Origin of the sequence: Mesorhizobium sp. B2-1-8, from assembly GCF_006442545.2 — a bacterium.
In the GTDB taxonomy this organism is placed as follows: Bacteria; Pseudomonadota; Alphaproteobacteria; order Rhizobiales; family Rhizobiaceae; genus Mesorhizobium.
In genome coordinates, this window is sequence record NZ_CP083952.1 from 4,884,652 (window position 1) to 4,902,594 (window position 17,943).

Below are 17,943 nucleotides of genomic sequence, written 5' to 3' on the forward strand. Positions count from 1 at the left end.
TAGTGCAGAGCGCTTAAAAATCAAAGACGTGACGCGTCGGCAATGGCCGTCTAACCGGGCAGCGCCTCGGAGAACTCCACCGCCCTGCCCTGGCTAGGTGTAGCGATCTCGCCCTCCCACATGACGCGAGTGCCGCGAATGACGGCGCCGATCGGCCACCCGGTCACCTGCTTGCCGTCATAAGGGGTCCAGCCGGCTTTCGAGCCGGCCTGCGCGTTGGTGATGGTTTCGCGCCGCTTCATGTCGACAATGGTGAAGTCGGCATCATACCCGGCGGCGATGCGGCCTTTCCTCGCCATGCCGAAGATGCGCTGCGGGCCATGGCTGGAGAGATCGACGAAACGCTGCAGGGTCAGCCGGCCGGCATTGACGTGGTCGAGCATGATCGGCACCAGCGTCTGCACGCCGGTCATGCCCGAGGGCGAAGCCGGATAGGACTTTGCCTTCTCGGCCAATGTGTGCGGTGCGTGGTCGGAGCCGAGCACGTCGACAACGCCCTGCGCAATGCCGTGCCAGACGCCGTCGCGATGGCGCTTGTCCCGCACCGGCGGGTTCATCTGGATCAGCGTACCGAGCCGCGCATAGTCGTCGGCGCTCAGCGTCAGATGGTGCGGCGTAGCCTCGCAAGTCGCGACGTCCTTATGATGCTCGAGGAACAGGATCTCCTCGGCGGTCGAGATGTGCAGGACATGGATGCGGGCGCGAACGTCGCGCGCGATGCGGACCAGCCGTTCGGTGCAGCGCAAGGCGGCGATCTCGTCACGCCAGACCGGATGCGATGACGGGTCGCCCTCGATGCGCTCGCCCAGGCGCTCGCGCAGCCGGAACTCGTCCTCCGAATGAAAAGCGGCGCGGCGGCGCGTGTTTCGCAGGATCGAGGCGACACCTTCATCGTCCTCGACCAGCAGGTCGCCGGTGGACGATCCCATGAAGACCTTTATTCCCGCAGCCCCCGGCAAGCGCTCGAGGTCGCCGACGTCCCTGGCGTTGTCGCGGGTGCCGCCAACCCAGAAAGCGAAATCGCAATGCATGCGGCCGCTGCCGCGCCGGACCTTGTCGGCAAGCGCGGCCTCGCTGGTGGTCAGCGGGTTGGTGTTGGGCATCTCGAAGACGGCGGTGACACCGCCGAGCACGGCAGCCCGCGATCCCGTTTCCAGATCTTCCTTGTGCTCCAGTCCCGGCTCGCGGAAATGCACCTGGCTGTCGACGACACCGGGCAGGATATGCAGGCCCCGGCAGTCGATCGTCTCGCCAGCCGAGGCCTGGCGTAGATCGCCGATCAAGGCGATGCGCCCGCCCTTCACGCCGATATCGCGCAGCCCCTCGCCGTCATGATTGACCACTGTGCCGCCTGTCAGGATGAGGTCGTAGGTCATGGTGATGCTCTCTTGCGGGGGGAGTGTCAGCGGCTTACGTAATGGCCAACCGTTTTGCAAGATCAGGCTTTTATCCGCCCCATGTCCTTTGCCCCGCTGAAAGACCGCGCGCTCATCTCCGTCTCCGGCCCGGATGCCGAACACTTTCTGCAAAACATCCTGACCACCGATCTCGATACGCTTGGCAATGGTGAGGCAAAGCCGGGCGCGCTGTTGACGCCGCAAGGCAAGATCCTGTTCGACTTCCTGATCTCACGGGCAGGAGAAAATGCCTTCCGCATCGAATGCCGTGCCGACGTTTCAGATGATTTCATTCGCCGGCTGATGCTCTACAAGCTTCGCGCCAAGGTCGATATTGCCAAGTCGGAACAAACGCTTGTCACTGTCGCGTGGGGAAAGGAATCAATCGCCTCAGAAAGTGATTCAACCTCGGTCGCCGACAGGCGCTTTGGCGACGGAGGCGTCACGCGCGTCTATGCCGGTACCGGGGATACCGGCGACATCGCCGCGTGGCAGGCCTTCCGCATCGCCCGCGGCATTGCCGAGAGCGGTGCCGATTATGCACTCGGCGATGCGTTTCCTCATGACGTGCTGCTCGACGAGATGGGCGGTGTCGGCTTCAAGAAGGGCTGCTATGTCGGCCAGGAGGTCGTGTCGCGCATGCAGCATCGGGGCACGGCCCGGCGGCGCGTGCTGATTGTCGAGGCCAGGCTTCCGCTGCCCGCTGTCGGCACCGAACTGACTGTCGAGGGGCGGTCGGTCGGCACGCTCGGCTCGAGTGCCGGCACATCAGGGCTTGCCATTGCCCGCATCGACAGGGTCAAGACGGCGTTGGACGTCGGCCAACCGATCCTGGCGGGCGATGTGCCAGTAACGCTCACCATCCCCGCCTGGGCCAAATTCAGTTTCCCGCAGGAAACCGCCGGCGCGGAGGAAGCCTGATGGCGGCGGACCGCGCCGGTGCGCCGCCACGCGCCTGGCAGCGCATGCTGTCCGGCCGCCGGCTCGACCTGCTCGATCCCTCGCCGCTCGACATCGAGATTTCGGACATCGCGCATGGGCTCGCCCGCGTCGCGCGCTGGAACGGCCAGACCAGCGGTGAGCACGCTTTTTCGGTGGCCCAGCATTCACTGCTGGTCGAGGCGCTGTTCAACGAACTGGTGCCGCAGGCTTCGGCCGACGACCAATTGGCGGCGCTGCTGCACGATGCGCCCGAATATGTCATCGGCGACATGATCTCGCCATTCAAGTCGGTGATGGGCGGCAGCTACAAGGACTGCGAATTGCGCCTGCAACGCGCCATCCATCTGCGTTTCTCGCTGCCTCCCGAACCGGCCGCCTTACTGCGCAAGGAGATCAAACGCGCCGACCAGATCGCCGCCTATTTCGAGGCAACACTGCTCGCCGGGTTTTCGACCGCCGAGGCGACCGAGTTCTTCGGCCGCCCGCGCGGTTTTTCCGCTGAGCGCTTCGACTTCGCGCCACGCTCGGTTACCTGGGCACAGACTGCGTTCCTGAAGCGGTTTTCGGCGATCGAGACATCAAGACATCAAGTTGCGACATCCGCGCTAGGCCAGAAAACGCTAAATTAACCGAAAGCGTCAACAGTGTGGTGTTCGATCAAGCACCGCAGGGGCGCCTCATGCCCGTCGTCAAGGATGGTTCGATCGTTCCGGAACGGGTGGCCGGAGACGTGGAGGGGTCGCGCCGCATGCAAGATGAGCTGCGCGAGCAGAACGAACGCTTTTCAGCCGCTGTCGAAAACATGTCGCATGGCCTGTGCATGTTCGACGCCGATGAACGCATGATCATCTGCAACAGCAACTACATCGACATCTTCCACCTCGACGCCAAGGTGGTGCTGCCAGGCATCCGCTTCATCGACATCCTGCGGCACAGCGTCGAGCTCGGCGTCGCCTCGCAAAGCGCCGACGAGCTCTATGCGATCCGCAAGCCCTATATCGACCAGGCGAAGCCTTCGACCTACGAAGAAATCCTGTCGGACGGCCGTATCATCCTTATCTCGCACCGGCCGCTGGCTTCGGGCGGCTGGGTCTCGATCTACGAGGACATCACCGAACAGCGGCGCGCCGAGCAGGACCTCAAGGAGCAGCATCGCCGCTTCGACGCAGCGCTCGCCAACATGTCGCAAGGCCTGCTGATGTACGACGCCGACGGCAAGATGATCGTGCGCAACGGGCGCTTTCTGGAATTGTACAACGTCACGGCGGCCGACTTCCCGCTTGGAACGACGCATCGCGACGCGCTCGAGCGACTGCTGGAACTCGGCATCTACACGAAGATCGACGTCGACAGCGAAGTCGCCAAGACCGAAGCCTGCCGGCGGGCGGGAAAAATGCATTCGACGTATCGCCATCTTGCCGACGGCAGGACGTTTCTGGTGGTGCGCCAGCCGATGAGTGGCGGCGGTTGGGTGGCGACGTTCGACGACGTCACGGAACGCCGTCTGGCCGAAGAGCGCATGACCCATCTTGCGCATCACGACATGCTGACCGGACTGCCCAACCGATCGATGTTTCGCGAGCGGCTCGATTTTGCGCTGGAGGATGCAGCCGCTACGCCGCTCGCGATCTTCTCGCTCGACCTCGACCGTTTCAAGGCGGTCAACGACACCTGGGGGCATCCCGCCGGTGACTGGCTGTTGAAGAGTGTGGCCGAAAGACTGCAGCGTTGCCTGCGCAATGATGCAGATATGGTCGCCCGCTTCGGCGGTGATGAGTTCGTCGTCATCCAATCCAACTCGGTGGGCATTGCCGATGCCGAGAAACTGGCGAAACGCATCGTCGAGGCAATCGCAAAACCGTTTCGCGACAGGGGCCGGGACATGCATGTCGGCGTCAGCCTGGGCATCGCCGTTTTCCCCGCCGATGGCCGCGACGCCGACACGCTGCTGAAGAACGCCGATACGGCGCTCTATCGGGCAAAGAACGATGGGCGAAACCTCTATCGCTTCTTCGAACCTGGAATGGACGCCGTGGTGCAGGCCCGCCGGGCGCTTGAAGTCGACCTGGAGGCGGCGCTGTCGCGCCAGGAATTCGATCTCGATTTCCAGCCCATCATGAACATCGCCTCGGGCGAGATCATCGGCGCGGAAGCCTTGATGCGCTGGCATTCACCAGCGCGCGGCGGGGTGGAGCCGGATCAATTCATCCCGGTCGCCGAAGAGACCGGACTGATCGTGCCACTTGGCGAGTGGGCGCTGAGGAAAGCCTGCGCGGTGGCGGCTGGCTGGCCGCCGGGTTTGCGCATTGCGGTCAATGTCTCGGCGGTGCAGCTCAAAAGCAGCGGGTTTGCCCGCATCGTCATCTCGGCTCTGGCCTTTTCCGGCGTGCCGGCCGGACAGCTCGAACTGGAAATCACCGAAACCGTGCTGATGGACGAGAGCAAAGCCGTGCTGAAAACGCTGCGCCAGCTGCGTGAGCTCGGTATCCGCATCGCGCTGGACGATTTCGGCACCGGCTATTCCTCGCTGGGCTACCTCAGGCGTTTTCCGGTCGACAAGATCAAGATCGACCGATCATTCATTCACGACATGGGCAATCGCGACACGGCGGCGATCGTTCGCACCATCATCGGTCTCGGCACCGAGCTTGGCATCGTCGTCACGGCCGAGGGCGTCGAAACCGGGAGGCAACTCGACATGCTGCGCGACAATGGTTGTGTCGAGGCGCAAGGCTATCTGATCGGCGTGCCGTCGAAGGCGGCCGACATCCAGCGTCTGTTGCAATCACGCGCGCGGCGCAGCCAGACCGGCTGACGGCATCGGGACAAGCTCAGCTCAGTGTTTCCAGGTATTTCTCGTGGAAGCTGACGTAGCCGGGCTCGACCACGTTCAGATGCCGCTCGATCAGCGCGTGAAACCGCGGCAATTGGTGAAACGGCACGCCGGGATAGGCATGATGCTCGGCATGGAACGGCATGTTCCAGGTCAGCCTGCGCACCGCCCAGTTGGTCAGCGTCGTCCTGGTGTTTTCCAGCATGTTGGCGACGAATGGACAGCGGCCGTGCTCGGCCAGCAGATAGAGGCGCAGGAACGGCTGCCCGAGCAGAGCGGGAATGATCCAGACATAGAGCAGCACCGTCGCCTTGAACCAGACGGCAAGCGCGAGGACCACGATATAAAACCCGATCATCGCACGTGCCTCGGCACGCACTTTGGGCAGGCCCTTTGGCGGCACATAATCGTCGCGGCAGCTCCCACGCGCATTGGTGTACAGCGTCTTGAAATGCCCCAACCACACCGGCAGGCCCGAGACGTGGACAATGTATTGCCGCAAGGTCTCCGGTTTCGGGAAGGCGAGCTCGGGATCGTTTTCCGGATCTTGCGTGTATCGGTGGTGAGCGAAATGGAAGTAGCGGAACCAGTCGGCCGGCAGCGCGATCGCCAGGCTGCATAGCCGCGCCACGCCATCGTTCAGCCGCTGTGTTTCAAAAGCCGTGCGGTGAACCGTCTCGTGCAACAGCGTGAACAGGAACACGATCAGGATGCCTTGGGGCAGCATCAGCAATGGCCAGAACGGCGCCCTCGCCGCGATCAACGATCCAATGATGACAATCGCACCCAAATGAGCGCCGAGCTGGAACAGGCCCGCGACATCGGATTTGGCCGTCAGCCGATTGCGCTCTTCCGGTGTCAGTGACGCGATGATGTCGCGATGGTCCACTAGGCTTCGATCCAGGCTGGAGATTGACGACGACCATTCTAGTTGGCGAAAAAGCTTTCCAAAAACGACGATTCCTGCGATTTGGATAAGGCAAGCTTATCTATCGGGCGGCCATGGTCACATCTCCATCCCTGAAAGGGCTTCAAGCTTTCGAGGCCGCGGCACGTACCGGCAGCTTTGCCGCGGCGGCGGAAGAGCTTTCGGTCTCGGCCGCCGCCGTCAGCCAGCTTATCCGCACCTTGGAGGAGCAGATGGGCCGCAAGCTGTTTCAGCGGGTCAACCGGCGCGTTGTCCTCACCGAGGCCGGTGCGGAAATGCTGCCGCGGCTGACAGTGGCCTTCCAGGAGATCGGCAGCGTCTCGCGCGAACTGGGCGGCGATGCATTCCGCCCGCGCCTGGTGGTCTCGGTGCCGCCATCCATGGCCATGGGCTGGCTTTCGCAGCGTCTGGCTGGCTTCGTCGCAAGCCAAGGCGCCGCCGACATATCGCTGCGGGGCGATGACGACCCGGTGCCGTTCGACCGCGAGCTGATCGACATCAGGCTCTCCTACGGCCCGCACTATCGCGAGCATCCGACCGAGGACATTGCCAGGGATGCGGTCTACCCCGTCTGCGCGCCAAAGCTTGCCGGCATGGCCAACGCGGGCGGCGAGCCGCTCGCCGGGCCGCCGCTCATCCACACGGATTGGGGACCGACCGGCGCATCGTTTCCGTCCTGGCGCAACTGGTTCGAGGCGACGGGTGCCCAACCTGGCCGAGCGGTGCGGCGCGGCCTGTCGGCCAATTCGTCGCGCGCGGCCCTCGACCTCGCCATTTCGGGGCTGGGCGTGGCACTGGCGCAAGGGATCTACTGTGCCGAGGCGGTGGAGGATGGCCGGCTGGTCCGGCCCGCCGCGAGCGCGATAGCATTGCGCCAGCCCTATTGCCTGACCATCCCGGAGCGGAGCGCAAAGCGCGATGTCGTGGCCGCGTTCCGCGATTGGCTGATCGACGAATGCCAGCGCGCCGTCGGCTCGCGGGCGCTGCGCTGAACTGGAGGGGCGATGATCAGAGGTGCCCGCTCAAGGTCGCCGCCATGTCCTTGTTGGGCGCCACGGGCACGATCTCGAACTCGACCAGGTCAGACCATTCGATGACCCAGCGCTGCAGCAGCGTGACGTCATCAGTCTCCACCAGCAGGAAACAGCGGCTCATATCGGCCGCGATCCAGCTATGGTGCACGACAAGCTCCTCCGGCTTCAGGCGGCCACGGTCGCGGAACCGGCGATAGATTTCCTTGCGGTCGCAGCCGGTGAAATCCTCGATGACGATGAACAGCATCTTTTGCCTCGGTAGAATTACCGTCCCGGCCGGTCGAGTCGCTCCAGGAACCACTGCGTCAGCCGCACCCAGACCTCGTCCTTCTCGCCGGAATCCTCCCAGCCATGGTCGAGATTGGGATTGTCGTTGACCTCGATGACGAAGACGCCGTCCTTCGTCTCCTTGAGGTCGACGCCATAGAGGCCGTCGCCGATACAGCGCGCCGCCTTCACCGCCGTTTCGACGACATGAGGCGGTGTCTCCTTCAGCGTGAAGGTCTTGATGCCGCCCTGGTCGGGCTTGCCATTGGCCTTGTGGTTGACGATCTGCCAGTGCTTCTTGGCCATCAGATAGTGCACGGCAAACAGCGGCTGGCCACCGAGCACGCCGACACGCCAGTCATATTCGGTCGGGATGAATTTCTGCGCGATCAGAAGATCGGAATCCTCTAGCCATTCGGTGGCAAGCGTCTTCAGCTCCTCGAAATTGGCGCATTTCTTGACACCACGCGAGAATGACGAATCCGGGATCTTCAACACCAGGGGAAAACCCAGCGTCTGCGCCGCGAGTTCGAGATCAGAGGGGCCGGCGATCATCACCGTCGGCGGCACCGGCACCTTGTTGTAGGCCATCAGTTCGTTGAGATAGACCTTGTTGGTGCAGCGGATCATCGACAGCGGGTCGTCGATGACAGGCATGCCTTCCTGCTGGGCGCGGCGGGCGAAACGATAGGTGTGATTGGAAATCGAGGTGGTCTCGCGGATGAACAGCGCATCGTAATTCGCGAGCTTGGCGAGATCTTTCCTGGTGATGGGCTCGATTTCGACCCCCATCTTCTCGGCGATCTTTGCCCAGTAGCGCAGCGACGATATCTCCGACGGCGGCAATTCCTCATGCGGATCGACCAGCGTGGCGAAGGTGTAGCGCGCCGGGGTGCGGCCCTTGGTGTCGCGCCACTCGCGATTGGTGTAAGTCTCCAGGCACTGGATGAAGCTTTTTTCCTCGTCCTCGGTCATGCGCGCCAGCGGGTGGAGGCCGATCTTGCGGATCGAAGCCCATTCGGCGCTGTCCTTGAGGTGGACCTCAAGCGCCGGCGCGCGGAACCAGTCGAACAACAGCTTTGCGAAACGGTCCCAGACCTTGGATGGGCCGATGCCGAAGAAGATGCAGACCTTCGCCGGGAATACGCCGCCGAGATCCTTGCGGCATTTGTTGAGCGCCAGTTCCAGTTCCGGCAACGCATGCTCGTAGAGCTTGCGTTCCGACAGGTCGATCATCGTCTCGACGGTCGGGATGACCTTGTGGCCGCGCGAACCTGCCAGCAGCGACGCATAATAGCCGCGGCTCTGGTAGCCGTAATTGTTCGACAGGTTGATGACCTTCGGCCGCTGGCCGCGAAACAGCGAGGGATGCGCGAGATAGTCACGATTGGTGATGATCTTGTGCGGTGTCGCCACCTGGTCGAGATCGTTCTGCCTGCCGGTAAGAATGACCCAGGTCATTATCTCTTTCCCAAAGTGATGGCGGCACGCAGTCCGTCGCGGCCGAACTGCGCCATGTTCATGAAGATGCCGTAAGGCACGGGAATGTTGGCGGCATCAAGGATGGTTTCCTGCCTTTCATCCTCGACCCACGGATCGTGGATCAGAATATGATCGCCATCATCGCCGATGGCCAGCACCCAGTGCGGCACCTTCTTGCCAAACATCAGGAAGCCGCTGATCAGCACCAGCACCAGTTTGCCCGCGGCGAGAGCCGCCCTGATATCGTCGATGGTGAACGAACGGTAATTCACCGGGATGCCGTAAAGTTCCGCGCGGCGGCGAAAGTCGACCTGTGCCAATTCCATGATCCGGCGCTTGTCCTCGCTACGCACCGATTGCAGGAACAATGCGCCGTAGAAGGAAACGTAGATCTCCGCCGCAAGCCCGCTTTCGTATGCCGAAACGGCCAGACCGAATGGCTCGCAACCTCCCGGCCCAGACATCATGAAGACGGTCGTCGCCTCGCGCCAGAGTCGGATTTCCATCACCGGATCGGGCACGAAGCCGCCATCGAAATTGGCCATGGCCATCATCAGGCAGCACGGACCGCAGGTGAACTCGCAGGTCTGCTGATAGAATGGCACCCTGGTGGCGACCGGTAGGTCGCCGCGCAAGGTTTTTTCGTAACGCAGCGCCGTCGCGCCGTCCTCGTAGTACCCCGGCTCGCGGCCGATCTTGCGGTAGCCGGCCTGCTCGTAGATACCGATGGCACGGCCATTGTCCTCACGCACTTCGAGACGCAGCATCATGCGGTCGTGTTCGAAGGCCGCCTCTTCGGCCGCGGACAGTAATTGGCGTCCCATGCCGAGTCCGCCGAAAAACGGGCCGACGGCTATGGAATAGAGCCGTGCCACCCCACTGCCCTTGCGAAACAGCACGATCGCATAACCGCCGACGCGGCCATCGATTTCGGCGACCAGCGTCTCGGCGGTCTCGCGCTCGATGAACAGTCGGAAGGAACGACGGGAAATGCGGTCGCTCGAGAACACAGCTTTCTCGATGGCGGCGAGGTCATCGACGTCGGACGCACGGGCCTTGCGGATCTCGGCAGGCATGCGGCTTGAGAAAACCTCGATTGCGTTGCGGAAACGGCCCCGGTCAAAAGCGTCGCGAACACCGGCCGAAGCGCCGGTATTTATCAAGCGCTATCGCTCCTTGATTAGGGCCGAATTGTGACAGTTTCCGCCTCGGCAGGGAAGCTGGCAAGCTTTGAACGGAATCGCTGTTTCAAGCCAGCCGGCCGCGCAAGATCGCAACCGGCTCAGCTGGCGAGACCGGCCAGAAGCTGGCCATATGCACTCTTGGCCACGACCGCCAATTGCTCGCGCGGCAGCGAACCGACGACGGCACAGCCATAGCCCTTGTCCAGCCAGTAGACGGCCTGCGGACCGTTCTGCGCCGAAGCGTAGGTGCCCTTGGCATTCTCGGTCGATTCCGCAGTCACGAAGAGGGATATGCGCTCGCCCTTGTCATCTTCGTAGAGCAGCATTGCCGCCTTGCTTTCACCGGCCGGCAGCAACCGGCCACCGACCAGTTGAAAGCCGTTCGCACTCAAGTCCGGCGCCACCAGCTTCAAGCCGATCTGGTTGGACAGCCAGGTCTGCAGATGATCCTTGTCGCTGGCCGGCACTTCCACCGCATGCCGCTTCTCGGCGGCATAGATTACATGGGCGGCGATCGCCTGTTCAGCGAGTTGATCCTTCGCCTGATCCTCCTGCCCGAGGCCGTCGATGCCGGCAAAGTAGCCGCCAAATCCGCCCGTAGCCAAAAGCACGGCCGCAGCGGCGGCAAGCCACCAGCGCGAGCGTGGCACCGCAACCTTAACAGGCGCTTCGCCGAGTACCACCTTGCGCAAACGCGCAGGAACCGGCTCATCCAGCACGCCGGCAAAGGCTGAGCGCAATGCCTCCCGGTCGGCCGTGAAGCGGGCGCTTCTGGCCCTCATCTCGGGATTGGAGTCGAGCCAGGCATCGTAGGCGGCACGTTCATCTGCCGGCAGTTCGCCGTCGAGCACCATGTGGATGTCCCGTTCGGAAAAATCGCGGCGGATCATTTCTCGACGATCCTTATGGCACGGCGGCGCGCTGTGTCGTCCAGCAACCCGCGCAGTTCCTCACGTCCACGCGCGATTCGCGACATCAGCGTGCCCGCGGGCACACCCAGAATGTTGGCGGCCTCGGCATAGGAAAAGCCCTCGATGGCAACCATGACCAGCGCAGCGCGGCGATCGGGGCTGATCGCCTGCAATGCGTCGATGATCTCGCGCGAAGCAATGCCTTCCAACTGTTCGGGCGGCTGGGCAACCGCCTCGCCCGCCTCCAGCGGCAGCATCGCCGCTTCGCCGCGGCGGTTCACCTTGCGCATCTGGTCGATGAACAAATGATGCATGATCGTAAACAGCCACCTCCGAGGGCTCTCCCCTGTCTGCCAGTTGTCGAGCCGCAACAGCGCACGCTCGAGGCAGTCCTGAACGAGATCGTCGGCAGCATCGCGGTCGCGCAAAAGCGAGCGTGCATAGCGGCGCAGGCGCGGTATCTCGCCAAGGATTGCTGCCTTCTTTTCGTTCATGACCGCTGGTTCTGAGGTCGCCCTTGTTGATCTCGATTGAACGCGCCTTCCCGGCACGGCGCAAGCGGCCAGCGCGAAGCGGTCCACCGCTCCGGTCACCCAAGCAAAGAGATAACGCCGGCGGGTGCCGGTTTATTCCCGACCCGACAAAGAAAACCAATGATTCGCAGGCGACTATCCTTTTTCCTTCGCCGCCCGCGTCAAAAGCCGCTGGTAAAACAGACCAATGCCGATCAGCACCGCACCCAGGCCGATGAAGGACAGCGCCCTGAGCACACCTTCCAGTTCGGACATGTCGAAGAGGAAGACTTTCAGGACGGCAACCGCGATCAGCCCGGCCGAAGCAATGCGCAGCACCTGCGATTTCAGCCAGACGCCAGCCGTGAGCAGCGCCACGCCGATCACCAGCCAGAGTGCCGAATAGGTGTAGGTCTCCAACTGGCCAAGGCCGCTCCACAAGCCGATGAACTCGCCCTTGAACAGACGCCTCACCGAGAGCGTGGCATAGGCGAAGGCAAGCAGCGCCGCCACCAGCGCCAGCATGGCCGAATACCATTTCGGCCGCTTGCCCCTGCTATAGAGCGCCAGGCCGCCGGCGGCGGTGGCCGGCAGGAGATAGGCCAGGAACAAAAGATTGAAGACCGGAATCCGACCGGTCGATTCGTCGGTGAACAACGGATTGAGTACCAGGAAATGCTGGACGGCGACGAAGGCGACCGAGACCACGCCCACCGCCATCGAACCATAGCGCAGCACCGAGCTTGGCGAGCGCCTGTCGATGGCGATCAGGATGGCGCCGGCACCGATGGCGATCAGCGTGTAGATCGCCTGTTCGGTGAGCGTCGGCGCGGCGCTGTCGATGACGCCGCCGTGCATGGCGTGGCGCACCAGCATGGCGAGCGTCAGCAGCGCAAACAGTGCCGCCGCGGCTTCCATGGCGAGGCGCGGTCGGCCATCGGTGGTGTGGGCGAGTTGCCAGGCCGCGAAGCCGAAGGCGAGCGCCGGCACGCCATAGCCCGGCAGCAACCAGTTGAAGACCGGTGTCGTCGACAGGAACTCGGCCCCCACGATCGTCGGGTCGAAGGCGACGCGGCCAAGCACCGCGATGACGGCGGCGACTGAAATCCAGCCGAGCACAGGATAAGAGCGCCAGCGCGTAGCGAGCGCCGGTACGATCGCCGCTGCACCGAGCAGGACGGTGGTCCAGCCGGAATCAAAAGCCATATGCAGCATCAGGAGACCCGCGACTGCCGCGCCGCCCAAGACAAACGACACTGCCACGCCGCCCTTGAGCGGCGGTTCCTCAGCCCGCGCGATCCACTCGCCACCGGCGGCGAAAACCACGACCAGCAGGGCCGCAGCGGCGGCGTAGGCAAAGTCACGGTCGAGATTGCCGAAGGTGAGCCAGAGCGCCAGCAGGATGACCAGAGGCGCGATGACACCCCATGCAGCCCACGAGGCTGCTCGGCTCTGTGTCGTGGCGGCAAACCTTCGCGCGGCCCAGAGACCGGCGGCAATGAAGACAAGGCCGAGACCAATGCCGAGGCGCAAGCTCAGCGCGTTAGCAGTGACCAAAGGCACCCCGTCAACACCCAAAGCGCCGCTCGAAAAATCGGAACCGATAGAGGTCGGCGGGATGATGCCGAGATAGATCAGCACCGTCGCCAGTCCGGCGGCATAAAGCAGTGGCAGCGCCAGCGGGCGGTAGAGCGCCACTGCCACCATCACCATAAGCAGCACCGCGCCCGGCAAGGCGTCACCGGCAGCTGCGAAGACCGGGTCAACCGAGAGGCCCAGCGCCGAGAAGGCGACGAACAGTCCAGGCACGATGGACGGCCAGTCAAAGGTTCTTGCTGGTCCGGTCTCGCCGCCACGACTGCTCAGCCAGACAAAAGCCAGCACGGCCAGCGTCACAGTGTCGATGAACAACATCGCGGAGAGGTTCGCGCCCGGTGCGTCGGTCATGTAGAGGATGGTCCAGATGCCGGTGCCGAAAAAGGCGGCCGCCATCAGCGCTTTCCAGTCGCGCATGCGGGCGATGACGCCGGTGGCGGCGAGCACGATGGCGAGGTAGCCGAACAACGCCCAGGGATTGGGCGCCTGCGAAGCGATCAGCACCGGCGTCACCATGGCGCCGACGAGACCGATGCCAGCCAGCGCCTGGCCGTGGACGAGAGCGGCGGCGATGGTCGCAATGCCGATCGCACCGAGCAGCGTGAAGGCAAGCGCCGGACCGATGAAGCCGTAAACGCCATGGGCGGCATAGACGGTGCCGAACAGGATGAAGGCACCGGCCGCGGTCAGGATCGCCGGAATATAGGCGCCGGCAACACCTTGCACCGGCACCCTGAAGCCGGTGCGGCGAATGAACTCGCCGCCGGCGACCAGCACCAACCCGAGCACCGCCGCCATGGTGAGCCGCACGCCGGGGCCGAAAATGCCGGCCTCGATGGTGTAGCGGATCAGGAACAAGCCGCCCAGAGCCAGCGCAATGCCGCCGACCCAGACCGCCCAACGCGTGCCGAGCGCGGTTTCGACGTCGGACTGGCCAGCGGCTTTGGCGGCCGCGGCCGGTGCGGCCCCTGGCGTTTTCGGTGTTGCCTCGGGTGTGCTCCAAGGACCGGGCACTCTCTCCGTAGCCGGGATTTCCGCCTCCGTGGCCTGTACCAGCGCGGGCTCGCTGATTGCTGCCGGGGCGATATCGGCCGCGGGCACGGCTGCCGGAGCCGTGTCGGCCTTGCCCTCGGCCGCTTCCTGTTCCGATGGCCTGGCCGCGGGCGGCACCGCGCCCGAAAGCACGAGACTGCGCAGCGCGCCAAGTTCGCGCTCGATCAGACCGATGCGGCTCTGCTGGCGCGAAATGATGACGAACAAGGCGATGATGGCGACAAGGCCGATCAGGCTTTCAAACATGGCGGTTCCCCCAAACCAGGCCAGTTTTCACTGACGTTTCGTCTCACTGACACTCAAATACGGCGGCCAGACCGCTGAAAACTCAACGTGCCGCCAGATTGGCAGCCGGAAATATCGAACATGTCTCGGTGCCAAAAGCCAGCAGTTTGCCGCTGGCATCCTTCAGCGTCGCTTCCGAAACGGCAAGCGTGCGGCCCTTGTGAACCACCTTGCCCTCACAGATCACCTCGCCGGTCCTGGGCGTGATCGGCCGCGTGAGGTTCACCTTGAACTCCGCCGTCGTGTAGCCCTCGCCCTTGTCGAGCAACGTCTGCACGGCGCAAGCCAAGGCCGAATCGAGCAGCGTCGCCGCCCAGCCGCCATGAACGCCACCCAGCGGGTTGAGGTGGCGTTCGTTCGGTACGCCGCGAAATACGGCGCGACCTTCCGATACTTCGGTCAACGCGAAGCTGAGCTGGAAGGAGATCGGCGGTGCCGGATATTTGCCGTCGATGATTCGCTGAAGCAATTCGAGGCCGGTGTATTTCAGGATGTCGGCATGAGGAATGGTGCCAAGGCCGAGCGGCGAGACCCGGCCCGGATAGAGTTCGACTTCGCTCATCTGATGATTTCTCTGGCCGCGCTCTCTCCGGCGATGGGCTTGTGCGCTGCGTGGTGCTTGCGCAGCGCTGCAAGAAAGCCGGCGCGCGCGTCGGGCTGATCGATGCCGCGCGGCTCGTAGACATGGCGAGCGAAGAAGAAACCGGTCAAGCGGAAGGCGTCCGCGATCGCCGCCTGATTCGCACGCATGCCGGAGCCGCGCTGCAGAAATGCGGGCAATACCAGCATCTTGTCGTGCCATGGCGCCCCGGCTTCACGCGACACCGCGCGTCCCGATTTCGGCGAGACATAGGCAAGATCCTGTTTGGTGCCGGTGGCGGCGCATTGACTGAGATCGAGGCCAAAGCCGAGTTCATCGAGGATCAGAAGCTCGAAACGCGCCACCAGTTCGCCGGCGGCGTCGGCATCGTCCAGGTGGACGATCATCACCGAAAGCGCCTCGTAGAGGCCGCCATGGGCATCACGCTCGGGCAGCAGGCGCAGGTGCGCCGCCATCGTCTGAAGACCGTAGACGGCGATGGCACTGTCCATCAGCCGGGCGGCATTCATTTCGATCGCTTCGGCCTGGAAGGTACCCAGATGCTCGTCGAGGCGCGCACGCCACAAGAGATCGACGCGATTGCCGGGCTGGAGAACGGGCTGCTGCTTGCGGGAGCGGCCGCCGCGCACGAGGCCAAGATGCCGGCCATGGGCACGTGTCATCACCTCGAGAATGGCGCTGGTTTCGCCATGCTTGCGGGTGCCGAGAATGATTCCCTCGTCGCGCCATTCCATGCCCAAGCTTTTTCACCGATCGGGTGGCGAAATCAAGATGAAGCCCAGGTGGCTGGCAAAACAGCACCTTACCGCCAAACAAAAACCGCCCGCAGCGATACGCTGCGGGCGGCCTGGTAAGGTCAGTCCATGCCTTAGAACGAGCGCTGGAAGCGGAGAATGCCGCCGACGTTGCTCTTCTTGGTGGCCTTGGTCCAGTTGTTGAAGTCGGAGTCGCCGAACTTTCCAGCGTTCAGGTAATCGACTTCAGCCGTGACCGTGAAGCCAGGCACAACGGTATAGGCGATGTTGGCGGCGATGCCGAGATTCTTCCAGTCGTCATAGGAGACCTGGGCGTTGAACGAAGTCTTGGCGTTGAACTTGTAGGTGCCGCCGCCCCACACAGCCCAGTTGCCGCCCCACTGCTTGTAGAAGCCGCGACCTTTGGCATTGATGAAGTTGGTCGGATCGGTGAGGTTGTCATCGGTGCCATAGCCGCCCATGACGAACAGCGACAGTTCCTTGGTGACGTTGACGTCCAGACGAACCTTGCCGGCCACTTCCTCATAATTGCTGTCATAGGCGACAACGCCGGTGATCGCGCCCCAGTCGGCCTTGTACTTCAAGCCGCCGACGACATGGGGGACGTAGCTGTCGATAGTGCCGGTTTTGCCAGCACCTTCTTCGAGCGAGACCAGCCCGGAGAAGCCGTTGCCCGCGTCGAAGTAGTATTGAACGACATTGCTCTCCTGTCCGCCATAGGGCACCAGCGTGTCCTGGATGACGCTACCGGCATAGCCGATGAACGTATCGAAGGCCGTGTCGTCCTTGCCGACGCGCAGACCGCCGAGCTGAATCCAGGCGAAACGCAGTGAGAGCGACTTGTTACGGCCCTGCCAATCGTCCGCATTGGAGGCGCCCTGATCAAGGTAGTCCCCGGAGCTGTTGCCGTAGTTGAAGCGAGTCTCGGTGTAGGTCTTCAGGGTACCGAGTTCGGTCTCCTGACCGGTCCAGGTCTTCAGCGTGAAGCGGGTGTTCTTATAGTACGTCGAATGTGTCGTGCCGGCGTCCTGGTGATCCGGAACGTGGTTGACACCATCGAGCGAGCCGGCATCGCCGACGCCGATGTCATAACGGACATAGCCGCCGATGCGCAGGCAGGTTTCGGTGCCCGGGATGTAGAAGTAGCCGGCGCCATAGACGTCGCAGATCTTGACGTATTCGGCCGGTTCCGGTTCGGCGACGACGACCGCGTCCGCGGCGCGAGCGCCGGACACCGCGATCAGTGCCGCGGCTGAGCCGAGAAGGAGGCTCTTGATGTTCATTTTCTGACCTCTCCAGTCAAGTTAATAAGATGGCTTCTGAATTGTGGCTGGCGGATATGTTTTCCCGCCTCACCCCCACAATGAAAACGGGCTCGCACCGCGTCCCCTTTTCGCGGCGAACATACCCACCAACCTTCCGCCTTCAATGACAATTCCACGAATATGCCGGATTTACGCCACAGATTAAATCAGTGTTGCACAAATAACACTAACCGTGTCAGACCGATTTTCGGACTGGCACAAATGGCACATCGTCATTTTTATGTAATAATTTCACGTATATTTTATAATAAGCTCTACTTTGCCATCATATTATATTGTTTTCAAATCGACAACGTTACGTCGTCTAACAAATATCGAATAACCTACTTATTAAAACATCAGATCATCAAGTCAAACCTGGCCAATTTCTCGTGCATTCAGCCGACGATAGAGGGCCATGCGAAGGGCTGCCGGCGGCAGCGGCTTTTTTGATCCATCAGCGCCGTCCGATGACGGCGCCAAGTGTTTCGCCTCACGCCTGACGTTCGTGACCGATCACCGCATCGATCACTCGCCACGATTCTTCGATCTCGGCCGGGGCGACGTCTATGTGGCCGGCGGCTGTGATGAGTGCCTTCCACAGCGCCCAGCCACGCCCGCGCACCCAGGTCGCTTCATCTGCCGCGAGGCAGGCGCGAGCCTTCGGGCGCGACCGGACTAACTGGCAGGTGCCGCCAGCACGGGAATTGCGCGTCGATCAGCCGGCGCGCGAGACCGGTATCAATATTTGCTCTACCAACCATCGGTCCCGATCAAAAAACATAACTGCGTCCCAGAAGCGATGACGACGCGAGCGGAAGCCCTTGGTTATTCGAAATTTTAACTAAAACTGTGAGAT

At 62.7% G+C, this 17,943-nt stretch carries 15 protein-coding genes; 4 read left to right on the forward strand and 11 right to left on the reverse strand.

Features of this window, described 5'->3' with window-relative positions; translation table 11 throughout:
- Positions 1 to 50: 50 nt before the first annotated feature.
- Positions 51 to 1,376, reverse strand: a complete 1,326-nt coding sequence (locus tag FJ970_RS24100) for a dihydroorotase (RefSeq protein ID WP_140759290.1) — start codon at positions 1,374 to 1,376, stop codon at positions 51 to 53.
- Between the two features lie 81 nt (positions 1,377 to 1,457).
- Here FJ970_RS24100 and FJ970_RS24105 point away from each other — a divergent pair, with 81 nt between their 5' ends.
- Genes FJ970_RS24105 through FJ970_RS24115 form a run of 3 tightly spaced genes read left to right on the forward strand, consistent with a single transcriptional unit; the run spans position 1,458 to position 5,154 of the window.
- Complete coding sequence (locus FJ970_RS24105; protein ID WP_140759288.1) at positions 1,458 to 2,318, forward strand: YgfZ/GcvT domain-containing protein; 861 nt, start codon at positions 1,458 to 1,460, stop codon at positions 2,316 to 2,318.
- Positions 2,318 to 2,968: an HD family hydrolase gene (locus tag FJ970_RS24110; RefSeq protein ID WP_140759286.1), complete on the forward strand. Its 651-nt coding sequence runs from the start codon at positions 2,318 to 2,320 to the stop codon at positions 2,966 to 2,968. Before FJ970_RS24105 ends, FJ970_RS24110 begins: the two co-directional genes overlap by 1 nt.
- Before the next feature lie 50 nt (positions 2,969 to 3,018).
- The gene (locus FJ970_RS24115) at positions 3,019 to 5,154 is read left to right on the forward strand and encodes a putative bifunctional diguanylate cyclase/phosphodiesterase (RefSeq protein ID WP_140759284.1); all 2,136 of its coding nucleotides are present in this window, start codon (positions 3,019 to 3,021) and stop codon (positions 5,152 to 5,154) included.
- A gap of 16 nt (positions 5,155 to 5,170) precedes the next feature.
- Here the strand turns inward: FJ970_RS24115 and FJ970_RS24120 are convergent, their stop codons facing one another.
- Positions 5,171 to 6,061 carry a fatty acid desaturase family protein gene (locus FJ970_RS24120; protein ID WP_140759282.1) on the reverse strand — a complete coding sequence of 297 codons (891 nt, stop codon included), beginning with the start codon at positions 6,059 to 6,061 and terminating at the stop codon, positions 5,171 to 5,173.
- A gap of 113 nt (positions 6,062 to 6,174) precedes the next feature.
- Between FJ970_RS24120 and FJ970_RS24125 the strand changes: the two genes are divergently transcribed.
- Entirely contained in the window at positions 6,175 to 7,092 is a 918-nt protein-coding gene (locus FJ970_RS24125) for a LysR substrate-binding domain-containing protein (protein WP_140759280.1), read from the forward strand.
- A 16-nt stretch (positions 7,093 to 7,108) separates the two neighbouring features.
- Here the strand turns inward: FJ970_RS24125 and FJ970_RS24130 are convergent, their stop codons facing one another.
- From FJ970_RS24130 to FJ970_RS24170, 9 genes are all read right to left on the reverse strand, one after another.
- Positions 7,109 to 7,381: a DUF3303 domain-containing protein gene (locus FJ970_RS24130; protein WP_140759278.1), complete on the reverse strand. Its 273-nt coding sequence runs from the start codon at positions 7,379 to 7,381 to the stop codon at positions 7,109 to 7,111.
- Between the two features lie 17 nt (positions 7,382 to 7,398).
- Positions 7,399 to 8,862 (reverse strand): RimK family protein, encoded by a 1,464-nt coding sequence (locus tag FJ970_RS24135; protein ID WP_140759276.1) that lies wholly within the window; start codon positions 8,860 to 8,862, stop codon positions 7,399 to 7,401.
- Positions 8,862 to 9,959: a peptidase C39 family protein gene (locus FJ970_RS24140; protein WP_140759350.1), complete on the reverse strand. Its 1,098-nt coding sequence runs from the start codon at positions 9,957 to 9,959 to the stop codon at positions 8,862 to 8,864. Before FJ970_RS24140 ends, FJ970_RS24135 begins: the two co-directional genes overlap by 1 nt.
- A 206-nt stretch (positions 9,960 to 10,165) precedes the next feature.
- On the reverse strand, positions 10,166 to 10,957 hold the full coding sequence (locus tag FJ970_RS24145; RefSeq protein ID WP_140759274.1) for an anti-sigma factor family protein: 792 nt from the start codon (positions 10,955 to 10,957) through the stop codon (positions 10,166 to 10,168).
- Entirely contained in the window at positions 10,954 to 11,472 is a 519-nt protein-coding gene (locus tag FJ970_RS24150) for an RNA polymerase sigma factor (RefSeq protein ID WP_140759272.1), read from the reverse strand. Before FJ970_RS24150 ends, FJ970_RS24145 begins: the two co-directional genes overlap by 4 nt.
- 174 nt (positions 11,473 to 11,646) lie before the next feature.
- The gene (locus FJ970_RS24155) at positions 11,647 to 14,385 is read right to left on the reverse strand and encodes a DUF2339 domain-containing protein (RefSeq protein WP_140759270.1); all 2,739 of its coding nucleotides are present in this window, start codon (positions 14,383 to 14,385) and stop codon (positions 11,647 to 11,649) included.
- Positions 14,386 to 14,467: 82 nt separating this feature from the next.
- Positions 14,468 to 14,986 (reverse strand): PaaI family thioesterase, encoded by a 519-nt coding sequence (locus FJ970_RS24160; RefSeq protein ID WP_140759268.1) that lies wholly within the window; start codon positions 14,984 to 14,986, stop codon positions 14,468 to 14,470.
- Complete coding sequence (recO, locus tag FJ970_RS24165) at positions 14,983 to 15,759, reverse strand: DNA repair protein RecO (RefSeq protein WP_140759266.1); 777 nt, start codon at positions 15,757 to 15,759, stop codon at positions 14,983 to 14,985. The genes FJ970_RS24160 and recO overlap by 4 nt, the downstream gene beginning before the upstream one ends.
- A gap of 134 nt (positions 15,760 to 15,893) precedes the next feature.
- Positions 15,894 to 17,063, reverse strand: coding sequence for a porin (locus FJ970_RS24170; protein ID WP_140759264.1), 1,170 nt, complete (start codon positions 17,061 to 17,063; stop codon positions 15,894 to 15,896).
- Positions 17,064 to 17,943 lie beyond the last annotated feature (880 nt).

Bases quoted from the DNA above. Each gene is read 5' to 3' on its own strand.
- FJ970_RS24100 (WP_140759290.1), bottom strand. From the start codon at position 1,376: ATGACCTACGACCTCATCCTGACAGGCGGCACAGTGGTCAATCATGAC.
- FJ970_RS24105 (WP_140759288.1), top strand. From the start codon at position 1,458: ATGTCCTTTGCCCCGCTGAAAGACCGCGCGCTCATCTCCGTCTCCGGC.
- FJ970_RS24110 (WP_140759286.1), top strand. From the start codon at position 2,318: ATGGCGGCGGACCGCGCCGGTGCGCCGCCACGCGCCTGGCAGCGCATG.
- FJ970_RS24115 (WP_140759284.1), top strand. From the start codon at position 3,019: ATGCCCGTCGTCAAGGATGGTTCGATCGTTCCGGAACGGGTGGCCGGA.
- FJ970_RS24125 (WP_140759280.1), top strand. From the start codon at position 6,175: ATGGTCACATCTCCATCCCTGAAAGGGCTTCAAGCTTTCGAGGCCGCG.
- FJ970_RS24130 (WP_140759278.1), bottom strand. From the start codon at position 7,381: ATGCTGTTCATCGTCATCGAGGATTTCACCGGCTGCGACCGCAAGGAA.
- FJ970_RS24135 (WP_140759276.1), bottom strand. From the start codon at position 8,862: ATGACCTGGGTCATTCTTACCGGCAGGCAGAACGATCTCGACCAGGTG.
- FJ970_RS24140 (WP_140759350.1), bottom strand. From the start codon at position 9,959: ATGCCTGCCGAGATCCGCAAGGCCCGTGCGTCCGACGTCGATGACCTC.
- FJ970_RS24145 (WP_140759274.1), bottom strand. From the start codon at position 10,957: ATGATCCGCCGCGATTTTTCCGAACGGGACATCCACATGGTGCTCGAC.
- FJ970_RS24150 (WP_140759272.1), bottom strand. From the start codon at position 11,472: ATGAACGAAAAGAAGGCAGCAATCCTTGGCGAGATACCGCGCCTGCGC.
- FJ970_RS24155 (WP_140759270.1), bottom strand. From the start codon at position 14,385: ATGTTTGAAAGCCTGATCGGCCTTGTCGCCATCATCGCCTTGTTCGTC.
- FJ970_RS24160 (WP_140759268.1), bottom strand. From the start codon at position 14,986: ATGAGCGAAGTCGAACTCTATCCGGGCCGGGTCTCGCCGCTCGGCCTT.
- recO (WP_140759266.1), bottom strand. From the start codon at position 15,759: ATGGAATGGCGCGACGAGGGAATCATTCTCGGCACCCGCAAGCATGGC.
- FJ970_RS24170 (WP_140759264.1), bottom strand. From the start codon at position 17,063: ATGAACATCAAGAGCCTCCTTCTCGGCTCAGCCGCGGCACTGATCGCG.